General features: G+C 59.1%; 17 protein-coding genes and 1 pseudogene. 8 read left to right on the top strand and 10 right to left on the bottom strand.

Annotated features, from left to right (window positions below; genetic code table 11):
• Positions 1-3: 3 nt before the first annotated feature.
• Positions 4-1,341 (bottom strand): MFS transporter, encoded by a 1,338-nt coding sequence (locus DKB71_RS10370; protein ID WP_408600291.1) that lies wholly within the window; start codon positions 1,339-1,341, stop codon positions 4-6.
• Positions 1,342-1,586: 245 nt separating this feature from the next.
• On the opposite strand from DKB71_RS10370, the gene DKB71_RS10375 reads away from it, so the two are divergent.
• Both DKB71_RS10375 and DKB71_RS10380 read left to right on the top strand, forming a co-directional pair.
• A complete protein-coding gene (locus DKB71_RS10375; RefSeq protein ID WP_408600292.1) occupies positions 1,587-2,645 on the top strand; it encodes a Rieske 2Fe-2S domain-containing protein in 1,059 nt (352 codons plus the stop codon).
• Between the two features lie 74 nt (positions 2,646-2,719).
• Positions 2,720-3,670, top strand: a complete 951-nt coding sequence (locus DKB71_RS10380) for a PDR/VanB family oxidoreductase (protein WP_408600293.1) — start codon at positions 2,720-2,722, stop codon at positions 3,668-3,670.
• A 9-nt stretch (positions 3,671-3,679) separates the two neighbouring features.
• On the opposite strand, the gene DKB71_RS10385 is transcribed toward DKB71_RS10380, so the two are convergent.
• From DKB71_RS10385 to DKB71_RS10395, 3 genes are all read right to left on the bottom strand, one after another.
• Positions 3,680-4,393: a GntR family transcriptional regulator gene (locus DKB71_RS10385; RefSeq protein ID WP_274076467.1), complete on the bottom strand. Its 714-nt coding sequence runs from the start codon at positions 4,391-4,393 to the stop codon at positions 3,680-3,682.
• Between the two features lie 84 nt (positions 4,394-4,477).
• The gene (locus tag DKB71_RS10390; RefSeq protein ID WP_408601077.1) at positions 4,478-5,668 is read right to left on the bottom strand and encodes an OprD family porin; all 1,191 of its coding nucleotides are present in this window, start codon (positions 5,666-5,668) and stop codon (positions 4,478-4,480) included.
• Between the two features lie 126 nt (positions 5,669-5,794).
• Complete coding sequence (locus tag DKB71_RS10395) at positions 5,795-7,129, bottom strand: MFS transporter (protein ID WP_408600294.1); 1,335 nt, start codon at positions 7,127-7,129, stop codon at positions 5,795-5,797.
• Positions 7,130-7,486: 357 nt separating this feature from the next.
• On the opposite strand from DKB71_RS10395, the pseudogene DKB71_RS10400 reads away from it, so the two are divergent.
• Positions 7,487-7,654, top strand: a pseudogene (locus tag DKB71_RS10400) (MFS transporter); the annotation flags it as partial.
• 23 nt (positions 7,655-7,677) lie between these two features.
• On the opposite strand, the gene DKB71_RS10405 reads toward DKB71_RS10400, so the two are convergent.
• Genes DKB71_RS10405 through DKB71_RS10420 form a run of 4 tightly spaced genes read right to left on the bottom strand, consistent with a single transcriptional unit; the run spans position 7,678 to position 9,625 of the window.
• Positions 7,678-7,860, bottom strand: coding sequence for a DUF1289 domain-containing protein (locus tag DKB71_RS10405; RefSeq protein ID WP_274076393.1), 183 nt, complete (start codon positions 7,858-7,860; stop codon positions 7,678-7,680).
• Between the two features lie 2 nt (positions 7,861-7,862).
• Positions 7,863-8,234, bottom strand: a complete 372-nt coding sequence (locus tag DKB71_RS10410; RefSeq protein ID WP_408600295.1) for a hypothetical protein — start codon at positions 8,232-8,234, stop codon at positions 7,863-7,865.
• Between the two features lie 42 nt (positions 8,235-8,276).
• Entirely contained in the window at positions 8,277-9,230 is a 954-nt protein-coding gene (gene dmeF / locus DKB71_RS10415) for a CDF family Co(II)/Ni(II) efflux transporter DmeF (protein ID WP_408600296.1), read from the bottom strand.
• Positions 9,227-9,625: a helix-turn-helix domain-containing protein gene (locus DKB71_RS10420; protein ID WP_323627899.1), complete on the bottom strand. Its 399-nt coding sequence runs from the start codon at positions 9,623-9,625 to the stop codon at positions 9,227-9,229. Before DKB71_RS10420 ends, dmeF begins: the two co-directional genes overlap by 4 nt.
• 148 nt (positions 9,626-9,773) lie before the next feature.
• On the opposite strand from DKB71_RS10420, the gene gstA reads away from it, so the two are divergent.
• On the top strand, positions 9,774-10,403 hold the full coding sequence (gene gstA / locus DKB71_RS10425) for a glutathione transferase GstA (RefSeq protein WP_408600297.1): 630 nt from the start codon (positions 9,774-9,776) through the stop codon (positions 10,401-10,403).
• A 7-nt stretch (positions 10,404-10,410) separates the two neighbouring features.
• Here gstA and DKB71_RS10430 read toward each other — a convergent pair whose 3' ends face one another.
• Positions 10,411-10,857 carry an NUDIX hydrolase gene (locus DKB71_RS10430; protein ID WP_408600298.1) on the bottom strand — a complete coding sequence of 149 codons (447 nt, stop codon included), beginning with the start codon at positions 10,855-10,857 and terminating at the stop codon, positions 10,411-10,413.
• Positions 10,858-11,011: 154 nt separating this feature from the next.
• On the opposite strand from DKB71_RS10430, the gene DKB71_RS10435 reads away from it, so the two are divergent.
• A complete protein-coding gene (locus DKB71_RS10435) occupies positions 11,012-11,464 on the top strand; it encodes a bleomycin resistance protein (RefSeq protein WP_408600299.1) in 453 nt (150 codons plus the stop codon).
• 56 nt (positions 11,465-11,520) lie between these two features.
• Here the strand turns inward: DKB71_RS10435 and DKB71_RS10440 are convergent, their stop codons facing one another.
• Entirely contained in the window at positions 11,521-12,231 is a 711-nt protein-coding gene (locus tag DKB71_RS10440; protein WP_408600300.1) for an ArsR/SmtB family transcription factor, read from the bottom strand.
• Positions 12,232-12,304: 73 nt separating this feature from the next.
• Here DKB71_RS10440 and DKB71_RS10445 point away from each other — a divergent pair, with 73 nt between their 5' ends.
• The 3 genes from DKB71_RS10445 (at position 12,305) to DKB71_RS10455 (ending at position 14,501) form a co-directional block, all read left to right on the top strand.
• The gene (locus DKB71_RS10445) at positions 12,305-13,465 is read left to right on the top strand and encodes a cytochrome P450 (RefSeq protein WP_408600301.1); all 1,161 of its coding nucleotides are present in this window, start codon (positions 12,305-12,307) and stop codon (positions 13,463-13,465) included.
• Positions 13,462-13,815 carry an antibiotic biosynthesis monooxygenase family protein gene (locus DKB71_RS10450; RefSeq protein ID WP_408600302.1) on the top strand — a complete coding sequence of 118 codons (354 nt, stop codon included), beginning with the start codon at positions 13,462-13,464 and terminating at the stop codon, positions 13,813-13,815. The genes DKB71_RS10445 and DKB71_RS10450 overlap by 4 nt, the downstream gene beginning before the upstream one ends.
• Before the next feature lie 236 nt (positions 13,816-14,051).
• The gene (locus tag DKB71_RS10455) at positions 14,052-14,501 is read left to right on the top strand and encodes an N-acetyltransferase family protein (protein ID WP_408600303.1); all 450 of its coding nucleotides are present in this window, start codon (positions 14,052-14,054) and stop codon (positions 14,499-14,501) included.
• Positions 14,502-14,583 lie beyond the last annotated feature (82 nt).

The following is a 14,583-nucleotide window of genomic DNA, read 5'->3' on the forward strand; positions in this document are numbered from 1 at the left end:
GTTTCAGGCCGCAGCCCTCACACCTGCGCCTTTGCCCTCTACCGGAATGTCATGCAGGGAAATCCGTGATGTCTCAGGCAATGCCAGTCCCCCCGCCAGCGCCAGCAAGGCAATCGCGATCAGGTAGAACGCCGGCGACAGGTTGCTGCCGGTGGTGCTGATCAGCCACGTGGCCACCAACGGCGCGGTGCCGCCGAAAATCGTGTAGGCCATGTTGTAGGTGATTGCCGAGGCGGTGTAGCGAGTGCGGGTCGGGAAGGTTTCCGAAAGCAGGGCTGCGGTGACCACGCCACACAACACCGCGCCGACCGCCAGCAGCATCACGCCGGCGACGGACGCTGCAAACGAGCCGGAGCTGGCCATCAGGAACGCCGGGTACACGGCCACGATCAGCAGCGCGCACGCGGTCATCACCGTCATTCGCCGCCCGACCCGGTCCGAATACAGCCCGGCCAGCGGGCAGATCGCCGCTGCGAACAGCAAGGCGATCAGTGACACCAGCAAGGCTGTTGCGCGACTCAGGCCACCCGCGACCTGCAGGTAGGTCGCGAAGTAGGTGGTGAACATGTAGAACGACAGCGCTGTGAGCGACACGAAGGCGCCCAGGCAACAGATGGCCGCGCCATGGTTGCGCAAGGTTTCCTTGAGTGGGGAGTGGGCGACGGCGTGTTCCTCGGTCACCGCCTGGAAGGCCGGTGTCTCATCGAGCTTCCAGCGCAGGTACAAACCCACCAGGCCCAGCGGCGCGGCAATCAGGAACGGCAGGCGCCAGCCCCAGCTGCCCATCGCTTCGGCGGATAAAGACGCCTCGAGTGCGTAGGCCACCACGGCTGCCGCGGCGAAGGCGGAGAACGTCGATACCGGGATGAAGCTGCCGTACCAGGCGCGTTTATCGCTCGGTGCATGTTCCATCAGGTAGGCGCAGGCACCGGCGTATTCACCGCCGGCGGAAAAGCCCTGGGCGCAACGGATCAACGACAGAAGAATCGGCGCCGTGACCCCGATCGCGGCATAAGTGGGCAGCAGGCCGATCAGGGTCGTCGCACCGGCCATCAGCAGAATCGTCATCGCCAGGGTGCGCTTGCGGCCGATCCGGTCGCCCAGCATGCCGAAGAAAATCCCGCCAAGGGGCCGAAATGCAAAGGCCACGGCAAATACCGCAAAGGTCTTGAGCAGCGCGGCACTGGCATCGCCGCTGGGGAAAAACTGCTGGGCGATGGTCGTGGCCAGGAAGCCGTAGACGGCGAAGTCGAACCACTCGACGAAATTGCCGATGCCGGCAGCCACGATCACTCTTCTCAGGGTTTTCGGGCTGACTTGTTCCGTAGTTGTGCTCGTCATGCTTGACCTCGACAGTTCGTCAGTAAGCTAACGATTATCGAGGCAGGCGCTGCAGCGGTTGGCTTCAAAAGTGTCATCCACGTAGTCAGGACCGACTTCGCCGGCATCAAGTGTGCGAAAGGTTGAAATCACTGCTTTGGCTTTAATGGATCCATTAATAGTCAAAAATCAGCAAAAAGCTTGACGCATGTCAGGATTATCCGCTCAAATGGATCCATAAAAACAAGCCTGTCCGGAGAATCCCTATGTATCCGAAAAACACCTGGTATGTCGCCTGCACCCCTGAAGAGATCGCTTCCAAGCCCCTGGGGCGGCAGATATGCGGTGAGAAAATCGTTTTCTATCGTGGGCAGGAAGGGCGGGTGGCCGCCGTCGAGGATTTTTGCCCACACCGCGGCGCCCCCCTTTCGCTGGGGTATGTCGAGAACGGCAACCTGGTCTGTGGCTATCACGGCCTGGTCATGGGCTGTGATGGCAAGACCGTCGAAATGCCCGGCCAGCGCGTACGGGGCTTTCCGTGCAACAAGACCTACGCCGTTGAAGAGCGCTACGGTTTCATCTGGGTCTGGCCTGGTGAGCAGGACAAGGCTGACCCTGCACTGATCCATCATCTGGAATGGGCTGTCAGTGACGAATGGGCCTACGGCGGCGGGCTGTTCCACATCAATTGCGACTATCGACTGATGATCGATAACCTGATGGACCTCACCCACGAAACCTACGTGCACGCCTCGAGCATCGGCCAGAAAGAGATCGATGAAGCGGCGCCGGTCACCACCGTCGAGGGTGACGAGGTGGTTACCGCCCGGCACATGGAAAACATCATGGCGCCGCCGTTCTGGCGCATGGCCCTGCGGGGCAACAACCTGGCCGACGATGTGCCGGTGGACCGCTGGCAGATCTGCCGCTTCAGTCCACCCAGCCACGTGTTGATCGAGGTGGGCGTGGCTCACGCCGGTAAAGGCGGTTACGACGCCGAGCCGCAACACAAGGCTGCGAGCATCGTGGTCGATTTCATTACCCCGGAAACCGAGACGTCGATCTGGTACTTCTGGGGCATGGCGCGCAATTTCAATCCCCACGACGAAGAACTGACCGCCACCATCCGCGAAGGCCAGGGCAAGATCTTCAGCGAAGACCTCGACATGCTCGAACAGCAGCAGAAGAACCTGCTGGCCAATCCCCAGCGCAACCTGCTCAAGCTCAATATCGATGCCGGTGGTGTGCAGTCCCGGCGCGTGCTGGAGCGCATCATCGCCCGTGAGCGGGCGCCGGCGGTCGAGCTGATTGCCACGGCCAACTAGCTCGAGCGCTACGCCAGTCCACTCCCATTGATCTTGTTCACGGCCACTGCGGTGGCCGGTCTTGAAGGTGCGCCATGATTGAAGTCGTCGTGACATCCCGCAACAACGAAGCCCTGGATATCTGCAGCTACGAGCTGGCCTGCGCACAAGGCGGGCAATTGCCCGGTTTCAGTGCCGGGGCCCACATTGACGTGCACTTGCCTGGTGGGCTGATCCGCCAGTACTCGCTGTGCAATCACCCGCAAGAGCGCCATCGCTACCTGATCGGCGTGCTCAAGGACACCGCCTCGCGCGGCGGTTCCCAGAGCCTGCATGAGCAGATCAACAACGGCGACCGACTGTTCATCAGTGAGCCTCGCAACCTTTTCCCGCTGGTGGCCGAGGGGCGGCGCAGCCTGTTGTTCGCCGGCGGCATCGGCATCACCCCGATCCTGTGCATGGCCGAGCATCTGGCCCACAGCGGCGCCGATTTCGAACTGCATTACTGTGCCCGCTCCAGTGAGCGTGCGGCGTTTGTCGAGCGACTCAAAGGCGCCTCCTTTGCCGATCGCGTGCACCTGCATTTCGACGAAGAGGCCGATTCGCGCCTGGATGCCGCCAAGGTCCTGGCCCATCCGCGGCCTGACCTGCACCTGTATGTCTGCGGCCCTTCAGGCTTCATGCAGCATGTGCTCGACAGCGCCAAGGCCCAGGGCTGGAGCGACGAGCACTTGCACCGTGAATACTTCGCCGCGGCGCCGGTGGATACCAGTGCCGATGGGTCGTTCCAGGTCAAGCTGGCCGGCAGCGGGCAGGTGTTCGACATTCCGGCCGACAAGACGGTGGTCCAGGTGCTGGAAAGTCACGGTGTCGAGATTGCGCTTTCCTGTGAGCAGGGCATCTGCGGCACCTGCCTGACGCGTGTGCTGGAAGGGGTGCCGGAGCACCGTGACCTGTTCCTCACTGAAGAAGAGCAAGCAGCCAATGATCAGTTCACGCCTTGCTGTTCGAGGTCCAAGTCCAAGCTGTTGGTGCTGGACCTCTGATCCCGCCGATCACTCGCCGCGGGCGATCACTTTCATCCGGTCGCTGTTGCTGATCGCCCCGAAGACCTCGGCGTAACGCAGCGTTGCATTGGCGTGTTCGCGCATGATGGCTTCAGCGCGTGCGCCCTGGCGGCTGACCAGCGCGTCGAACACCGAGTGGTGTTGCATGTGCGCGAAGTTGAAGCGCCGGTATTCGCGCGCCAGGTCCTGGCGATCGATTGCCAGCGCCGACACTGAAGCGAAGGGGCGATGGTCGTTGCGCGCCAGGGCTTCGGCAATCGCCGGGTTGGCGCTGCTGTCGACGATCACCTGGTGAAAGCGCATGTTGAGGTCATGGAACGCCTCGAGGTCTTCTTCCGTCACGTAGCCCTTGTCGAACAGCGCATCGCCTTGCACCAGGCATTCGCGCAGCGCCGCCTGTGCTTCTTCACTCAAGCCGCGTTCGGCGCTCTGTCGCGCCGCCAGACCCTCCAGTACCCCACGCACCTCCACGGCGCCGGCGATATCGTCGGCACTCACCGAGCGCACCTGATAACCCCGGCCACCATGGCGCACCAGCAAGCCTTCCTGTTCCAGGGTCAGGAACGCCATGCGCACCGGCATGCGCGAGACGCCGAAGCGTTCCGCCGTCGGGATCTCCATCAGCCGTTCGCCGGCCGCCAGCTCGCCTGAGGCAATCATTTTGCGCAGTGCGACCAGCACCATTTGACCCGGTTTGCTCATGCAGGCGACTTCCAGAAGTTGGTTCGCCATAGTAACGCAAGGAGGGGAGAGATACAGGGGCGACGAGCGCCCCTGGCGGGAGGATCAGAGGGAGAGGGGGTAACTGACGATGACGCGGGTCTGATCGAAGTCGCTGTTGAAACTGCGCCGGTTGGTGGCGTTGTTGACCCGCAGGCTGAGGTTTTTCAGCGGGCCGCTTTGCAGGGTGTAGCTGACCTCGGTGTCGCGCTCCCATTCCTTGCCATTGCTGCCGGCCTTGGTGGTGGCGTTGTCGCCGTGACCGTAGCGGGTCATCAGCAGCAGGCCGGGGAGGCCGACGGCGACGAAGTTGTAGTCATAACGCGCTTGCCAGGAACGCTCGTCGGCGTTGCTGAAGTTGCCGTTGAACATATCGTTGCCCAGGGTTCGCCCGCTGCTGCCGTATACGGACATCCAGCCGGTATCGCCGCTGACCTTCTGCAGCCCCAGGTACAGGGTGTGGCCCCCCAGGTTGGCCGAGAATAGCCCGTAGGCGGTATGGCTTTGCACATTGCCGATCAGGGCGCTGCCGTCATCCTTGTCGATGAAGTAGCCCAGGTTCGCACCGAGGGTCCAGTCACCGACTTTCTGTTTATGCAGCAGGTTCAGATAGCTCTGCTGATAGATGTCTTCGAGTTGCGAATACCAGGCGCCGATCTGGGTCTGTTGTTCGTTGAAGCGGTACTCGGCGCCCGCATAGTTGAAGGCGTCCGACATGACGGTGGGCGCAGCCCAGGCCGAGAGGTCTTGCATGTTCGAGGAGTTGCGCAGGCTCACCGAGGTGTATTGACCGCCCTGCAGGCTCAGGCCGGGAAGCTCCCGGGACACCAGCATGGCGCCCTGGAAGGTCTGCGGCAGCAGGCGTCCGTCGTCGTAGCGCAGCAGGGGAATGTCCGGCATGAGCTCGCCAAGCATCAGCTCGGTGTCGGATATACGCATTTTTGCCGCCAGGCCCGCGCGCCCGTAGTCGTCGGCGGCGCGACCATCGTCATGCACCGGCAGCAGCTCCGAACCACTGCGTTGCGGGCCGCTGTCGAGCTTGACGCCCAGCATCGCGATACCGTCGAGGCCAAAGCCGACAACCCCCGGGGTATAACCGGAACTGAACTTGAGGATCGCGCCCTGGGCCCATTCTTCGATCTTGCTCTTGGTGGCGCCGGGATCGTTGAAGTCGCGATTGAAATAGTAGTTTCGCAGCGTCAGGCTGGTCTTGGAATCTTCGAAAAAACCGCTGCTTTCAGCGTGCGCCGAAGGCATCAGGGCAAGCGCTATTGCACCGCCGAGCAGGGCCCGGGGAGGGAGGGGAAAGTAAGTCATTATTGTTGTTTTCCTGGAGGATGGAGTCGGTAGCGAGGGCAGGGCCTCGCTACTGCTTGGTAATGGTCAGGCCTGGCTGGGTTGGGCGGCCGGTTGCGCCGGGGCGTTGGGCCGCAGTTGCAGCAACACGGCAGCGGCAATCACGAAGACCACGGCAAACACCCCATACAGGTGCAGTGGCTGCCAACCGCTGTCGAGCAACAGGCCGGCGACGGTGGGCGACAGGATCGCGCCGATGCGCCCGATACCGATGCCCCAACCGACCCCCGTGGTGCGCACGGAAGCGTCGTAGACAATCGGCGACAGCGCGTACAAGCCCGCCACGCAACCGTTGGCGAACAGTCCGATCAGCAGGCCCAGGCCCAGTGCCATGGATACCGATGAAGCGGAGCCGACAAACAGCACCAGCAGGCCCGCGGTAATCAGCATGAACAGCGACAGCACCCGGGTCAGCCGCCAGCGCGAGGCCAGGCCGCCGATCAACGCGGCGCCGAAGATACCGCCGACGCTCAGCAGCACACCGCCGCTGATGCCTTGCTGTGCCGACAGCCCTGCCGAGACCAGCAGCTTCGGCGTCCAGCTCATCACGAAGTAGAAGCCGAACATCACCAGGAAGAACAACAGCCAGATCAACAGGGTGGTGCGCCGTGAATCCGGCGAGAGCAACTGCGCCAGGCGGCCACGACCTGAAGTCGGCGCCGAGAGGGCCACGGGCAGTTCGCGCAATGCGGGCTGGCCAAGGCGGGCGGCCAGGCGATTGATGCGGACCAGGGCATTTGCGGGGCGACGGGCGATCAGGAAGTCCAGCGATTCAGGCAAATACAGCAGCACCAAAGGAATCACCGCCAGGGTCACGGCGCCCCCGAAGATGAACACCGAACGCCAGCCAAAGTGCGTCAGCAACCACACCGACAACAGCCCGCCCAAGGTCGCGCCCAAGGCATAACCGGTGGATTGCAGGCTCACCGCCAGCCCGCGCCAGCGCTTGTTGGCATATTCGCTGGCAATCACGTTGCTGCTGGCCAGGATTCCGCCGATCCCCAGCCCGGTCAACCCGCGCAGCAGCGCCAGTTGCAGCGGCGTCTGGCTGAGGGCCGACAACAGCATGCCGGCACCGGAAAGCAGCAGGCAAAACAGGATCAATGGCCGACGTCCATAACGATCCGCCCACGGCGCAATGAACAGCGAGCCTGCCGCCATGCCAAACAATCCGGCACTCAACAGCAAACCGATCTGCGCGCCATTCAAGCCCCATTCGGCAGACACCGAGGAAGCCGTGAAGGCCATCACCAGCACGTCGAAGCCATCGATCATGTTCAGGACAATGCAGATGCCCACGGCCAGCCACTGGAAGCGCGCCATCGGGCGCTCATCTACCACGCTCTTCAGGTCGACACTCATGGCTGCCCCTCGAGACGAGGCTGGGTAAAGGTAAAGCGAGAAAGGCACATGAAGCTGGGTGCAAGCCGAAGCCCGAACCCGATTGAGAAGTCATTCATCCCGACACCCTTGTTATTTTTATGAGCGGGCAGGCGCTGTACCTGACACCGTGCAGTGCCAGTCAATCAATTTATGGATCCATTGAAAAGTGTGATTTTTTGGTGTTTTCACTTTTTTACTTTATTTATTCGATTAAATCCTTTTAAAACATATAGTTAACTGTTTTTATAAACCGTTCGATTATCGGTCGATATTTATATTTCGTAGTAAAGGATCCAATGCGGTGGATGTGAATCAGATCGCACGCGCCAGGATGGCTTGCGCTCGACCAATCTGGACGTCGCGCTCGGATTGTTCCTGATGGCCAGCGCCACTTCATTGCCGGTATTTTTACTGGCGTGGTCAGTCATCGGAATCGGCATGGCGCTTGGTTTGTATGAAGCTTTATTCGCCTGTCTGGGTTCACTGTACGGGGAGCGCGCAGGCGGTGATTCGAAAGCAATGGCCGTTCACCCACGTGCCTTCTTCAGCCCTTTCAAACGCACTTTCGCCCTTTGCACAGCGGCCATTTTTTCCGGCCGCTTCATGCGTTTCCACTGCCTGATGTCATCCTTGCTGCGCCCGCAGCTTACACACAGATCGCCGCTCAACTGGCAAATCGATATGCAGGGATTTTCGATTTCCTTGGCCATTGTCAATGACCCCTGGCCGTGCCGAATTGCGCCAGGCGCTTGTTCCAATCCCCACCATGGGTGCGTTGGCACTCCTCCTCGGAGTCGAAGCGGACAGTGTGATCTGATGGCTTGAGATCAATGTCTGCCTCCTTCAGTGCGATGGCCGTCAGCTCAAGAATCCGCACTTTCGAGTTTGCCTGGGCGAGTTTTTTGTCGGCCAGCGTTTCGAACACCCAGGTCACCTTCAGCGTTTGCGCAAGCGCGTTCAAGTCGGCCGTATGGGTGAGCCAGGTAAAGCCTTTGATTTCAGCTTTTGCTGTTTCGCAGGCGTCGGTCAGCGTCGCTATCAAGCGGCGCTCGATCCTTGCAAGTTCACGTTTGCCCATGGGCATGGCGGGCTCCTTTAGAGATAAAAATGGGGGCGCTTTCGAAAATCAGGCAGATCGAAACTCGACCGTCAGGTGGCTGACTTCGTGAACGGGTTTAAGTCGTTCACGAATGCTTTCGGCATTCGCCGAAGCTTGGCCAATGACGCTGACGATAGCGGCACGCGCCTCTGGCCCAACCCGCCAGACGTGCAGGTCGGTGATGGTTGCATCGCCATGCCTCTCAACCAGTTCGCGGATCTCCGCTGCAACCTGCTCATCGGTTTGATCCAGGAGAACGCTTGCGGTGATGCCCATCAAGCTCCATGCCCAGCGCGCGATGACAATGGCACCCACGATGCCCATGACAGGATCCAGCCATACCCATCCGAGGTACCGGCCAGCGAGCAATGCAGCAATCGCCAGGACGGAGGTCAGCGCATCCGCCAAGACGTGGAAGTAGGCTGATTTCAGGTTGTTATCGTTGCCGTGAAGTCCGTGGCCATGTTGGTCGTGTTGGTCGTGATGGTCGTGATGGTCGTGATGGTCGTGAGGGTGGTCATGACTGTGACCGTGGCCAAGCAGAAGTGCACTCACGATGTTGACGATCAAACCGACAATCGCAATGAGTGTCGCGGTGCCGAATTGGACCTCCGTCGGCTGCAAGAGACGCATGACTGACTCTACGCCGATGACCAGGGACACCACGCCGAGAATGAGCGCCGATGCGAACCCGCCCAGGTCCCCGACCTTTCCGGTACCAAAGCTGTAACGCTTGCTCGAGGCGTGGCGCTTTGCGTAGCCGTAAGCCGCCGCCGCGATACCCAATGCACCGGCATGGGTCGCCATGTGGAAGCCATCGGCAAGTAACGCCATCGAGCCCGTGATGTATCCGGCGGTGATTTCACCCACCATCATCACCAGGGTAAGCGCTACGACCCAGAGGGTGCGTCTGGCATTCTCATCGTGCGAAGCGCCTAGAAATACGTGGTCGTGCACGTGATTGATCGGGGAGCTGCTCATGACCCTGTACCTGCGGGATTCAGGTCTGTTTGAAGGAGCGCTCGTGCCGGGTTCTCTTGATCAGGAGGCATCAGGGTTTTCCCACTCTGCTTGAGCCACAAACCAAACTCGCGCATCACGCTGACGACGGGCCGCAATCGGTCGCCTTCCTCGGTCAGTTCGTACTCCACTTTCACGGGAACTGTCGGGTATACCGTGCGCTTGAGCAGCCCGACTTCCTCGAGTGCCCGCAGGTCGAGGGTCAGCATCCGTTGCGAGATGCCCGGGACATCCCGACGCAGCTCGTTGAACCGCTTGGGGCCGTCGAGCAGATAGGACACCAGCAGCAGACGCCATCGGCCACCCAACAAGCGCATGGCTTCCTCCACGGAACAGCCCGTCACGTTCTTTTTCATGGCGTTTTCCCCAGGGTATGCCAGGTATATTTTATGTACCTAGATGATAAAAAAGTGCCTTCTTCCATTTATATACCTTATCCCTAAGATGAGGCTGCAGCACTTTTCGGATGAAAGTGCAGGACCAGATCCGCTTAGGAGATCGATTGTGAAGCTTTACTACATCCCTGGCAGTTGCTCCCTTTCCCCGCATATCGTCATCAATGAACTGGGGCTTGATGTCACGCTGCTCAAGGTGGATCACCGGCAGCACACCGTGGACGGTGCCCTCGATTACTACGCGGTAAACCCCCTCGGCTACGTGCCGATCCTTGAACTGCCCGACGGCACCCGGTTTCGCGAAGGACCGGTGATTGTGCAGTACCTGGCCGACCAGCGACCGGAATCCGGATTGGCCCCGTCCAACGGCACACTGGAACGCTATCGGTTGCAGGAGTGGCTGAGCTTTTTGACGTCGGAGATTCACAAGGGCTTTATTCCCCTGCTCTATGCAGGATTGGCCGGCAAGTACGTGGACACGGTAAAACCGAAACTGCAGGCACGTTTTGCGTGGGTCGATCAACAACTGGCCGGCCGCCAATACTTGCTCGGCGACACCTTCACGGTCGCCGATGCCTACCTGTTTGCCCTGACGGGGTGGGGGCAGGCCCAGTGGCTGAAGTCCTATTACAAAGCTGACATACACTTCGATGGCCTGAGTCATCTCCAGGCCTGGTACGCCCGGGTGCGCCAGCGTCCAGCGGTGCAGAAGGCGCTTGAGGTAGAAGGATGGGTGTGAGGGCTGCCTACTCGAGTAGCAACAGCGACTTGAGCAGATCCTGAAGGCCCTCAGGTACCAGAGGGGAGGCGAGGCTGAAATCCGTGCTGTCGCACCATCTGGCGATGAACGATGCCCCGTCGCTTTCGTGTCCTGTCAGTTCTTTTGCTTCGTAGACGCGTTCGTCATCGAATGTCGCGTCATAGACCTGAACGATTTCGTGCCCCGGCTTACCGGCATAGGTGAAGAGGCTTTCCAGAGTACCCAGCAGACGAACGCCATGAACCGACAAGCCCAGCTCTTCCTGCACTTCCCTGACAATGGCATCGGCACTTCTTTCGCCAAACTCGATACCCCCACCGATGGGGCGGTAGAGGGTTCGTTGGTTTTCGTTGTCGTGGAACTGGTTGACCAGGATCTTGCCGTGATGATGAAAGATACAGAGGGCGAGGGGGCGGATGCGATGTTCGGACAACGGTGGAACTCCTTTTCGGTGTTGGACAAGTCCGTTTTGAAGTGGCAGTGATCGATGTAAGGAACCCGCGCATCAATCATGGTACAACCTGCCCCGGCAGAGAACGATAACGTTTTGCTGCCTGAGGTGTTCTACAACGACAAGGAGTCCCTTCATGAAGATGAACCCATTGGTTCCAGAGATGATTGTCTCTGACGTGCAACGCAGCCTGGCATTCTACTGCCAGGTACTTGGCTTTCAGGTTGAATACGAAAGGCCAGAGCACAAGTTCGCTTTCCTGTCTTTCCAGGGCAGTCAATTGATGCTCGAAGAGGATGACTTGCAGGCGTCTCCCTGGCGGGTTGGTCCTCTGGAATCACCCTATGGCCGAGGGATGAACCTTTCGATCCGCTGCGCGGATGCCAACGCCTTGGCCAAGGCCATCGAAGGTGCCGGCATTGCACTGCGCAGACCCATTGAAGAGTGCTGGTACCGCGATAACGAGCGCGAGCATGGAGAGCTCAATTTCCTGGTGCTGGATCCGGATGGCTACCTGTTGCGATTCAATCAAAGCCTGGGTGTCAGGGCTGTCGACACTGGTCCCTTGCCCAACCGCAACCTCCTGTAGGAGCAAGCTTGCTCGCGATGGAGTCAGGGACAACGCATGAATCCAGCAAACATGCGTTATTCCTGGTTTTCAACGGTGATCCCAAATCGGTCAGACAGCTCCTTTCGCCCTTTGGGCGTCAATGCAAGTGCCCGGCTATCAAGGTCCTGGATAACCCACTTGCGGTTTAGAGTTGTCTGTAGCAAAGCCGCTCCCAGTGCTCCACCCAGATGAGGGCGCCGCATGCTCCAGTCCAGGCATGAGCAAGCGAAACGACGTCGCTGTACCCTTGCTTTCGCGATTTCCATACCGAGACCAACCATCGCTGCTTCGCCGCTGTCAGTCAGCTGATACACAGGGTCACCCGCGTCAGACACCATCAACCAACCTGACTCGATGAAATGATCATGCAGATGAACCGCCAAGGTTCCGGCCATGTGGTCATAACAGGTACGCGCAAACTGCAATCGGTTAGGGGCGGTAGAAACAAACCTGGCGTTCGCGGATTGGCTAACCACCATGAGGGCTTCAAGCGCGTGCGCCACTTGTTTGTCCGCCAGACTGTAGTAGCGATGCCGTCCCTGCGTGTGCAGCTTGAGCAACCCGTCCTCTTTGAGTCTGGCCAAATGCGCGCTCGCGGTGGAGGTACTTACGTCGGCGATTACGGCCATTTCGGTACTGGTTCGCGCGTGACCATCCATCAGCGAGCAAAGCATTTTCGTCCTCGCAGGTTCCGCAATAGCGCCGGCGATCCGGGAAAGGGCAAGCTCATTGCCTTGGCAATCCATATTTCGTTCCTGAGCGAATCGTCAGCGTGAAGGGTGTCCGATAGTAACTGTTCTTTGTTAACAGGGCTCCAAAATGACGCCATTAGAAGCAGCCACCCATGACGATCCTTATGGTTACTACTCGCATCTCAGGCAACAGAAGGAACTGTTCTTCGATGCGGATCTTGGTTTATGGATTGCGAGTGGGGCCAAAGCGGTCGAGGCCATTCTGGGGAATCCCGATTGTCGAGTGCGTCCACTCCACGAGCCAATTCCTCCTGCCATTGCACAGGGCGCCGCCGGACTTGTTTTCGGTCGGTTGATGCGCATGAACGAAGGGGCACGACACCGGTGTCCCAGGATGGCATTTGAGCCCGCCCTGGCCTCTATCGAGATGGAAGGCGTCGCCGACATTGTGTCACGTGTGGTCGCGACACTTGATAAGTCGCTCGAAACTACGGACGAGTTGATGTTCACGTTGCCGGTTTGCGTCATTGCTTCCTTGATAGGTCTGCCATCCTCGCGCATGCAAGATGTCGCGAAGCTGACACGGGATTTTGTCGCCTGCCTATCGCCGTTAAGCGATGAAACGCAACTCGATAAGGCCCATTCCGGAGCCATTCAACTTGGCCAGGTATTCAGCGCGCTGCTGAATGACCCTGAAAGTGATAGCGCTTTGTTGACTCGAATTCGCAGCGAAAGCAAAGCTGCTGAATGGGAAGATCCAGAAGCGTTGATTGCTAACCTGATCGGCTTGATGTCACAGACCTGTGAAGCCACAGCAGGCTTGATTGGCAATACCCTCGTAGCGCTCCATCGTAATCCTGGCCTGATTGAAGACGGGCAACCGACGCCGATGCTCGTCGCAGAACTGGTGGCCGAGGTAGCGCGCTACGACTCGCCAGTGCAAAACACTCGGCGATTCGTTGCGAAGCGATGCACGATTGGCGATAGCGTCCTGGAAGCGGGGGATACCGTTCTAGTGCTACTCGCTTCAGCCAATCGAGATCCCTGCCTGAACCCCGACCCCGATAGCTTCCTGCTCAAGCGAAGTAAAAGACGAACCTTCAGTTTCGGCTCAGGACGACATGAATGCCCAGGTCAGCAACTGGCGTTGGCGATCGCCTCTGAAGCGATATTGCTGTGGTTGCAACGCCAGTCTTTCCCCTCTGCTCGATCGTATCGGTGGAGTTATTTGCCGTCCCTTAATGGGCGCATTCCTAAATTCCATCCCACTCAGGAAGCTCAGCAATGATCGCCGTTATCTTTGAAGCCTGGCCACGCGAAGAGCAATACCAGCGCTACCTTGACCTGGCTGCTGAACTGAAACCTTTGCTGGCAGAGTTGGATGGCTTCATTTGCGTGGAGCGTTTCCAAAGCCTGGGTGAGCCAGGAAAGGTGCTGTCGCTGTCATTCTGGCGTGACGAAGAAGCTATCCAGCGGTGGCGCGGTCTTGAACCGCATCGTGCGGCCCAATTGGCAGGCCGTCAGCAGGTTTTCAACGATTATCATCTGCGCATTGCCCATGTCGTACGAGACTACAGTCTTGACGATCGTGCTCAAGCGCCGAGTGATAGTCGGCAAGCTCATGAGAGGACTGCATGATCGCGGTTTTCATGGGGCTGGTTGTTCGTTTGGCAGTTTTCTGCGGAAAGTAAATCGGCCGGTTGAATCTGCGCACCATGAAAGCCGTTGGCCCATAATCTCAGTGCTTCGTTGTCTTGCTCGAATCAAACCCTTGGGTGGCATCGATTATTTCGCCGCAAGCCTGGCTCAAGCTGTCGTTGGCTGAGGCCGGGCGATTTGGTAGTTTCCCCATTCATCACCCATGAGGCATCAGGATGACGCTCATATTAAGGCAAGCCTGTGTTACCGACATTCCGTCGATATACCGGGGCGAGCAGGACTACATACGGTGCTGGGAGTCTGATCACGAAGATGCATGGCGGCGACAGCTGGAGCGACATCTCACTCGTTGGGTAGAGAACTTTGATCGTTTGACGGTGGCCATTCATGAAGACCAGTTCGCGGGTTACTCGTTATGGATGCCAGAACAGGAGTACGCGCAGCTTTGCACGATCAACGTCAGCCCGGTTTGCAGGCGCAACGGTATTGGTCGAGCACTACTGAACGCTTATGCGACCACAGCCAGGCATAGCGGCTTTACACATCTGTGTTTAAGCGTACGTCCCGATAACCCTGCCCGACTCATGTATGAGCAAGCAGGCTTCGTCCGCGTCGGGACTGATTCCCATGGTTACCTTCGATTCGAGCGGCGAGCTGATTCATAGCTGCCTACGGCTGGCGATAACACCTCGGACAAAAAACGAACCCGGCGGACCAATCACGCACCGATTTTCGTCCGAGCGCAAT

Source organism: Pseudomonas sp. PLMAX (assembly GCF_046042685.1).
Lineage (GTDB): Bacteria > Pseudomonadota > Gammaproteobacteria > Pseudomonadales > Pseudomonadaceae > Aquipseudomonas > Aquipseudomonas putida_AE.

Coding starts and splice junctions, on each gene's coding strand:
- DKB71_RS10450 (WP_408600302.1), top strand. CDS start 13,462: ATGATCGCCGTTATCTTTGAAGCCTGGCCACGCGAAGAGCAATACCAG.
- DKB71_RS10445 (WP_408600301.1), top strand. CDS start 12,305: ATGACGCCATTAGAAGCAGCCACCCATGACGATCCTTATGGTTACTAC.
- DKB71_RS10385 (WP_274076467.1), bottom strand. CDS start 4,393: ATGAGCAAACCGGGTCAAATGGTGCTGGTCGCACTGCGCAAAATGATT.
- DKB71_RS10370 (WP_408600291.1), bottom strand. CDS start 1,341: ATGACGAGCACAACTACGGAACAAGTCAGCCCGAAAACCCTGAGAAGA.
- DKB71_RS10440 (WP_408600300.1), bottom strand. CDS start 12,231: ATGGATTGCCAAGGCAATGAGCTTGCCCTTTCCCGGATCGCCGGCGCT.
- DKB71_RS10455 (WP_408600303.1), top strand. CDS start 14,052: ATGACGCTCATATTAAGGCAAGCCTGTGTTACCGACATTCCGTCGATA.
- DKB71_RS10435 (WP_408600299.1), top strand. CDS start 11,012: ATGAAGATGAACCCATTGGTTCCAGAGATGATTGTCTCTGACGTGCAA.
- DKB71_RS10395 (WP_408600294.1), bottom strand. CDS start 7,129: ATGAGTGTCGACCTGAAGAGCGTGGTAGATGAGCGCCCGATGGCGCGC.
- DKB71_RS10420 (WP_323627899.1), bottom strand. CDS start 9,625: ATGAAAAAGAACGTGACGGGCTGTTCCGTGGAGGAAGCCATGCGCTTG.
- DKB71_RS10380 (WP_408600293.1), top strand. CDS start 2,720: ATGATTGAAGTCGTCGTGACATCCCGCAACAACGAAGCCCTGGATATC.
- dmeF (WP_408600296.1), bottom strand. CDS start 9,230: ATGAGCAGCTCCCCGATCAATCACGTGCACGACCACGTATTTCTAGGC.
- DKB71_RS10410 (WP_408600295.1), bottom strand. CDS start 8,234: ATGCCCATGGGCAAACGTGAACTTGCAAGGATCGAGCGCCGCTTGATA.
- DKB71_RS10375 (WP_408600292.1), top strand. CDS start 1,587: ATGTATCCGAAAAACACCTGGTATGTCGCCTGCACCCCTGAAGAGATC.
- DKB71_RS10405 (WP_274076393.1), bottom strand. CDS start 7,860: ATGGCCAAGGAAATCGAAAATCCCTGCATATCGATTTGCCAGTTGAGC.
- DKB71_RS10390 (WP_408601077.1), bottom strand. CDS start 5,668: ATGCCTTCGGCGCACGCTGAAAGCAGCGGTTTTTTCGAAGATTCCAAG.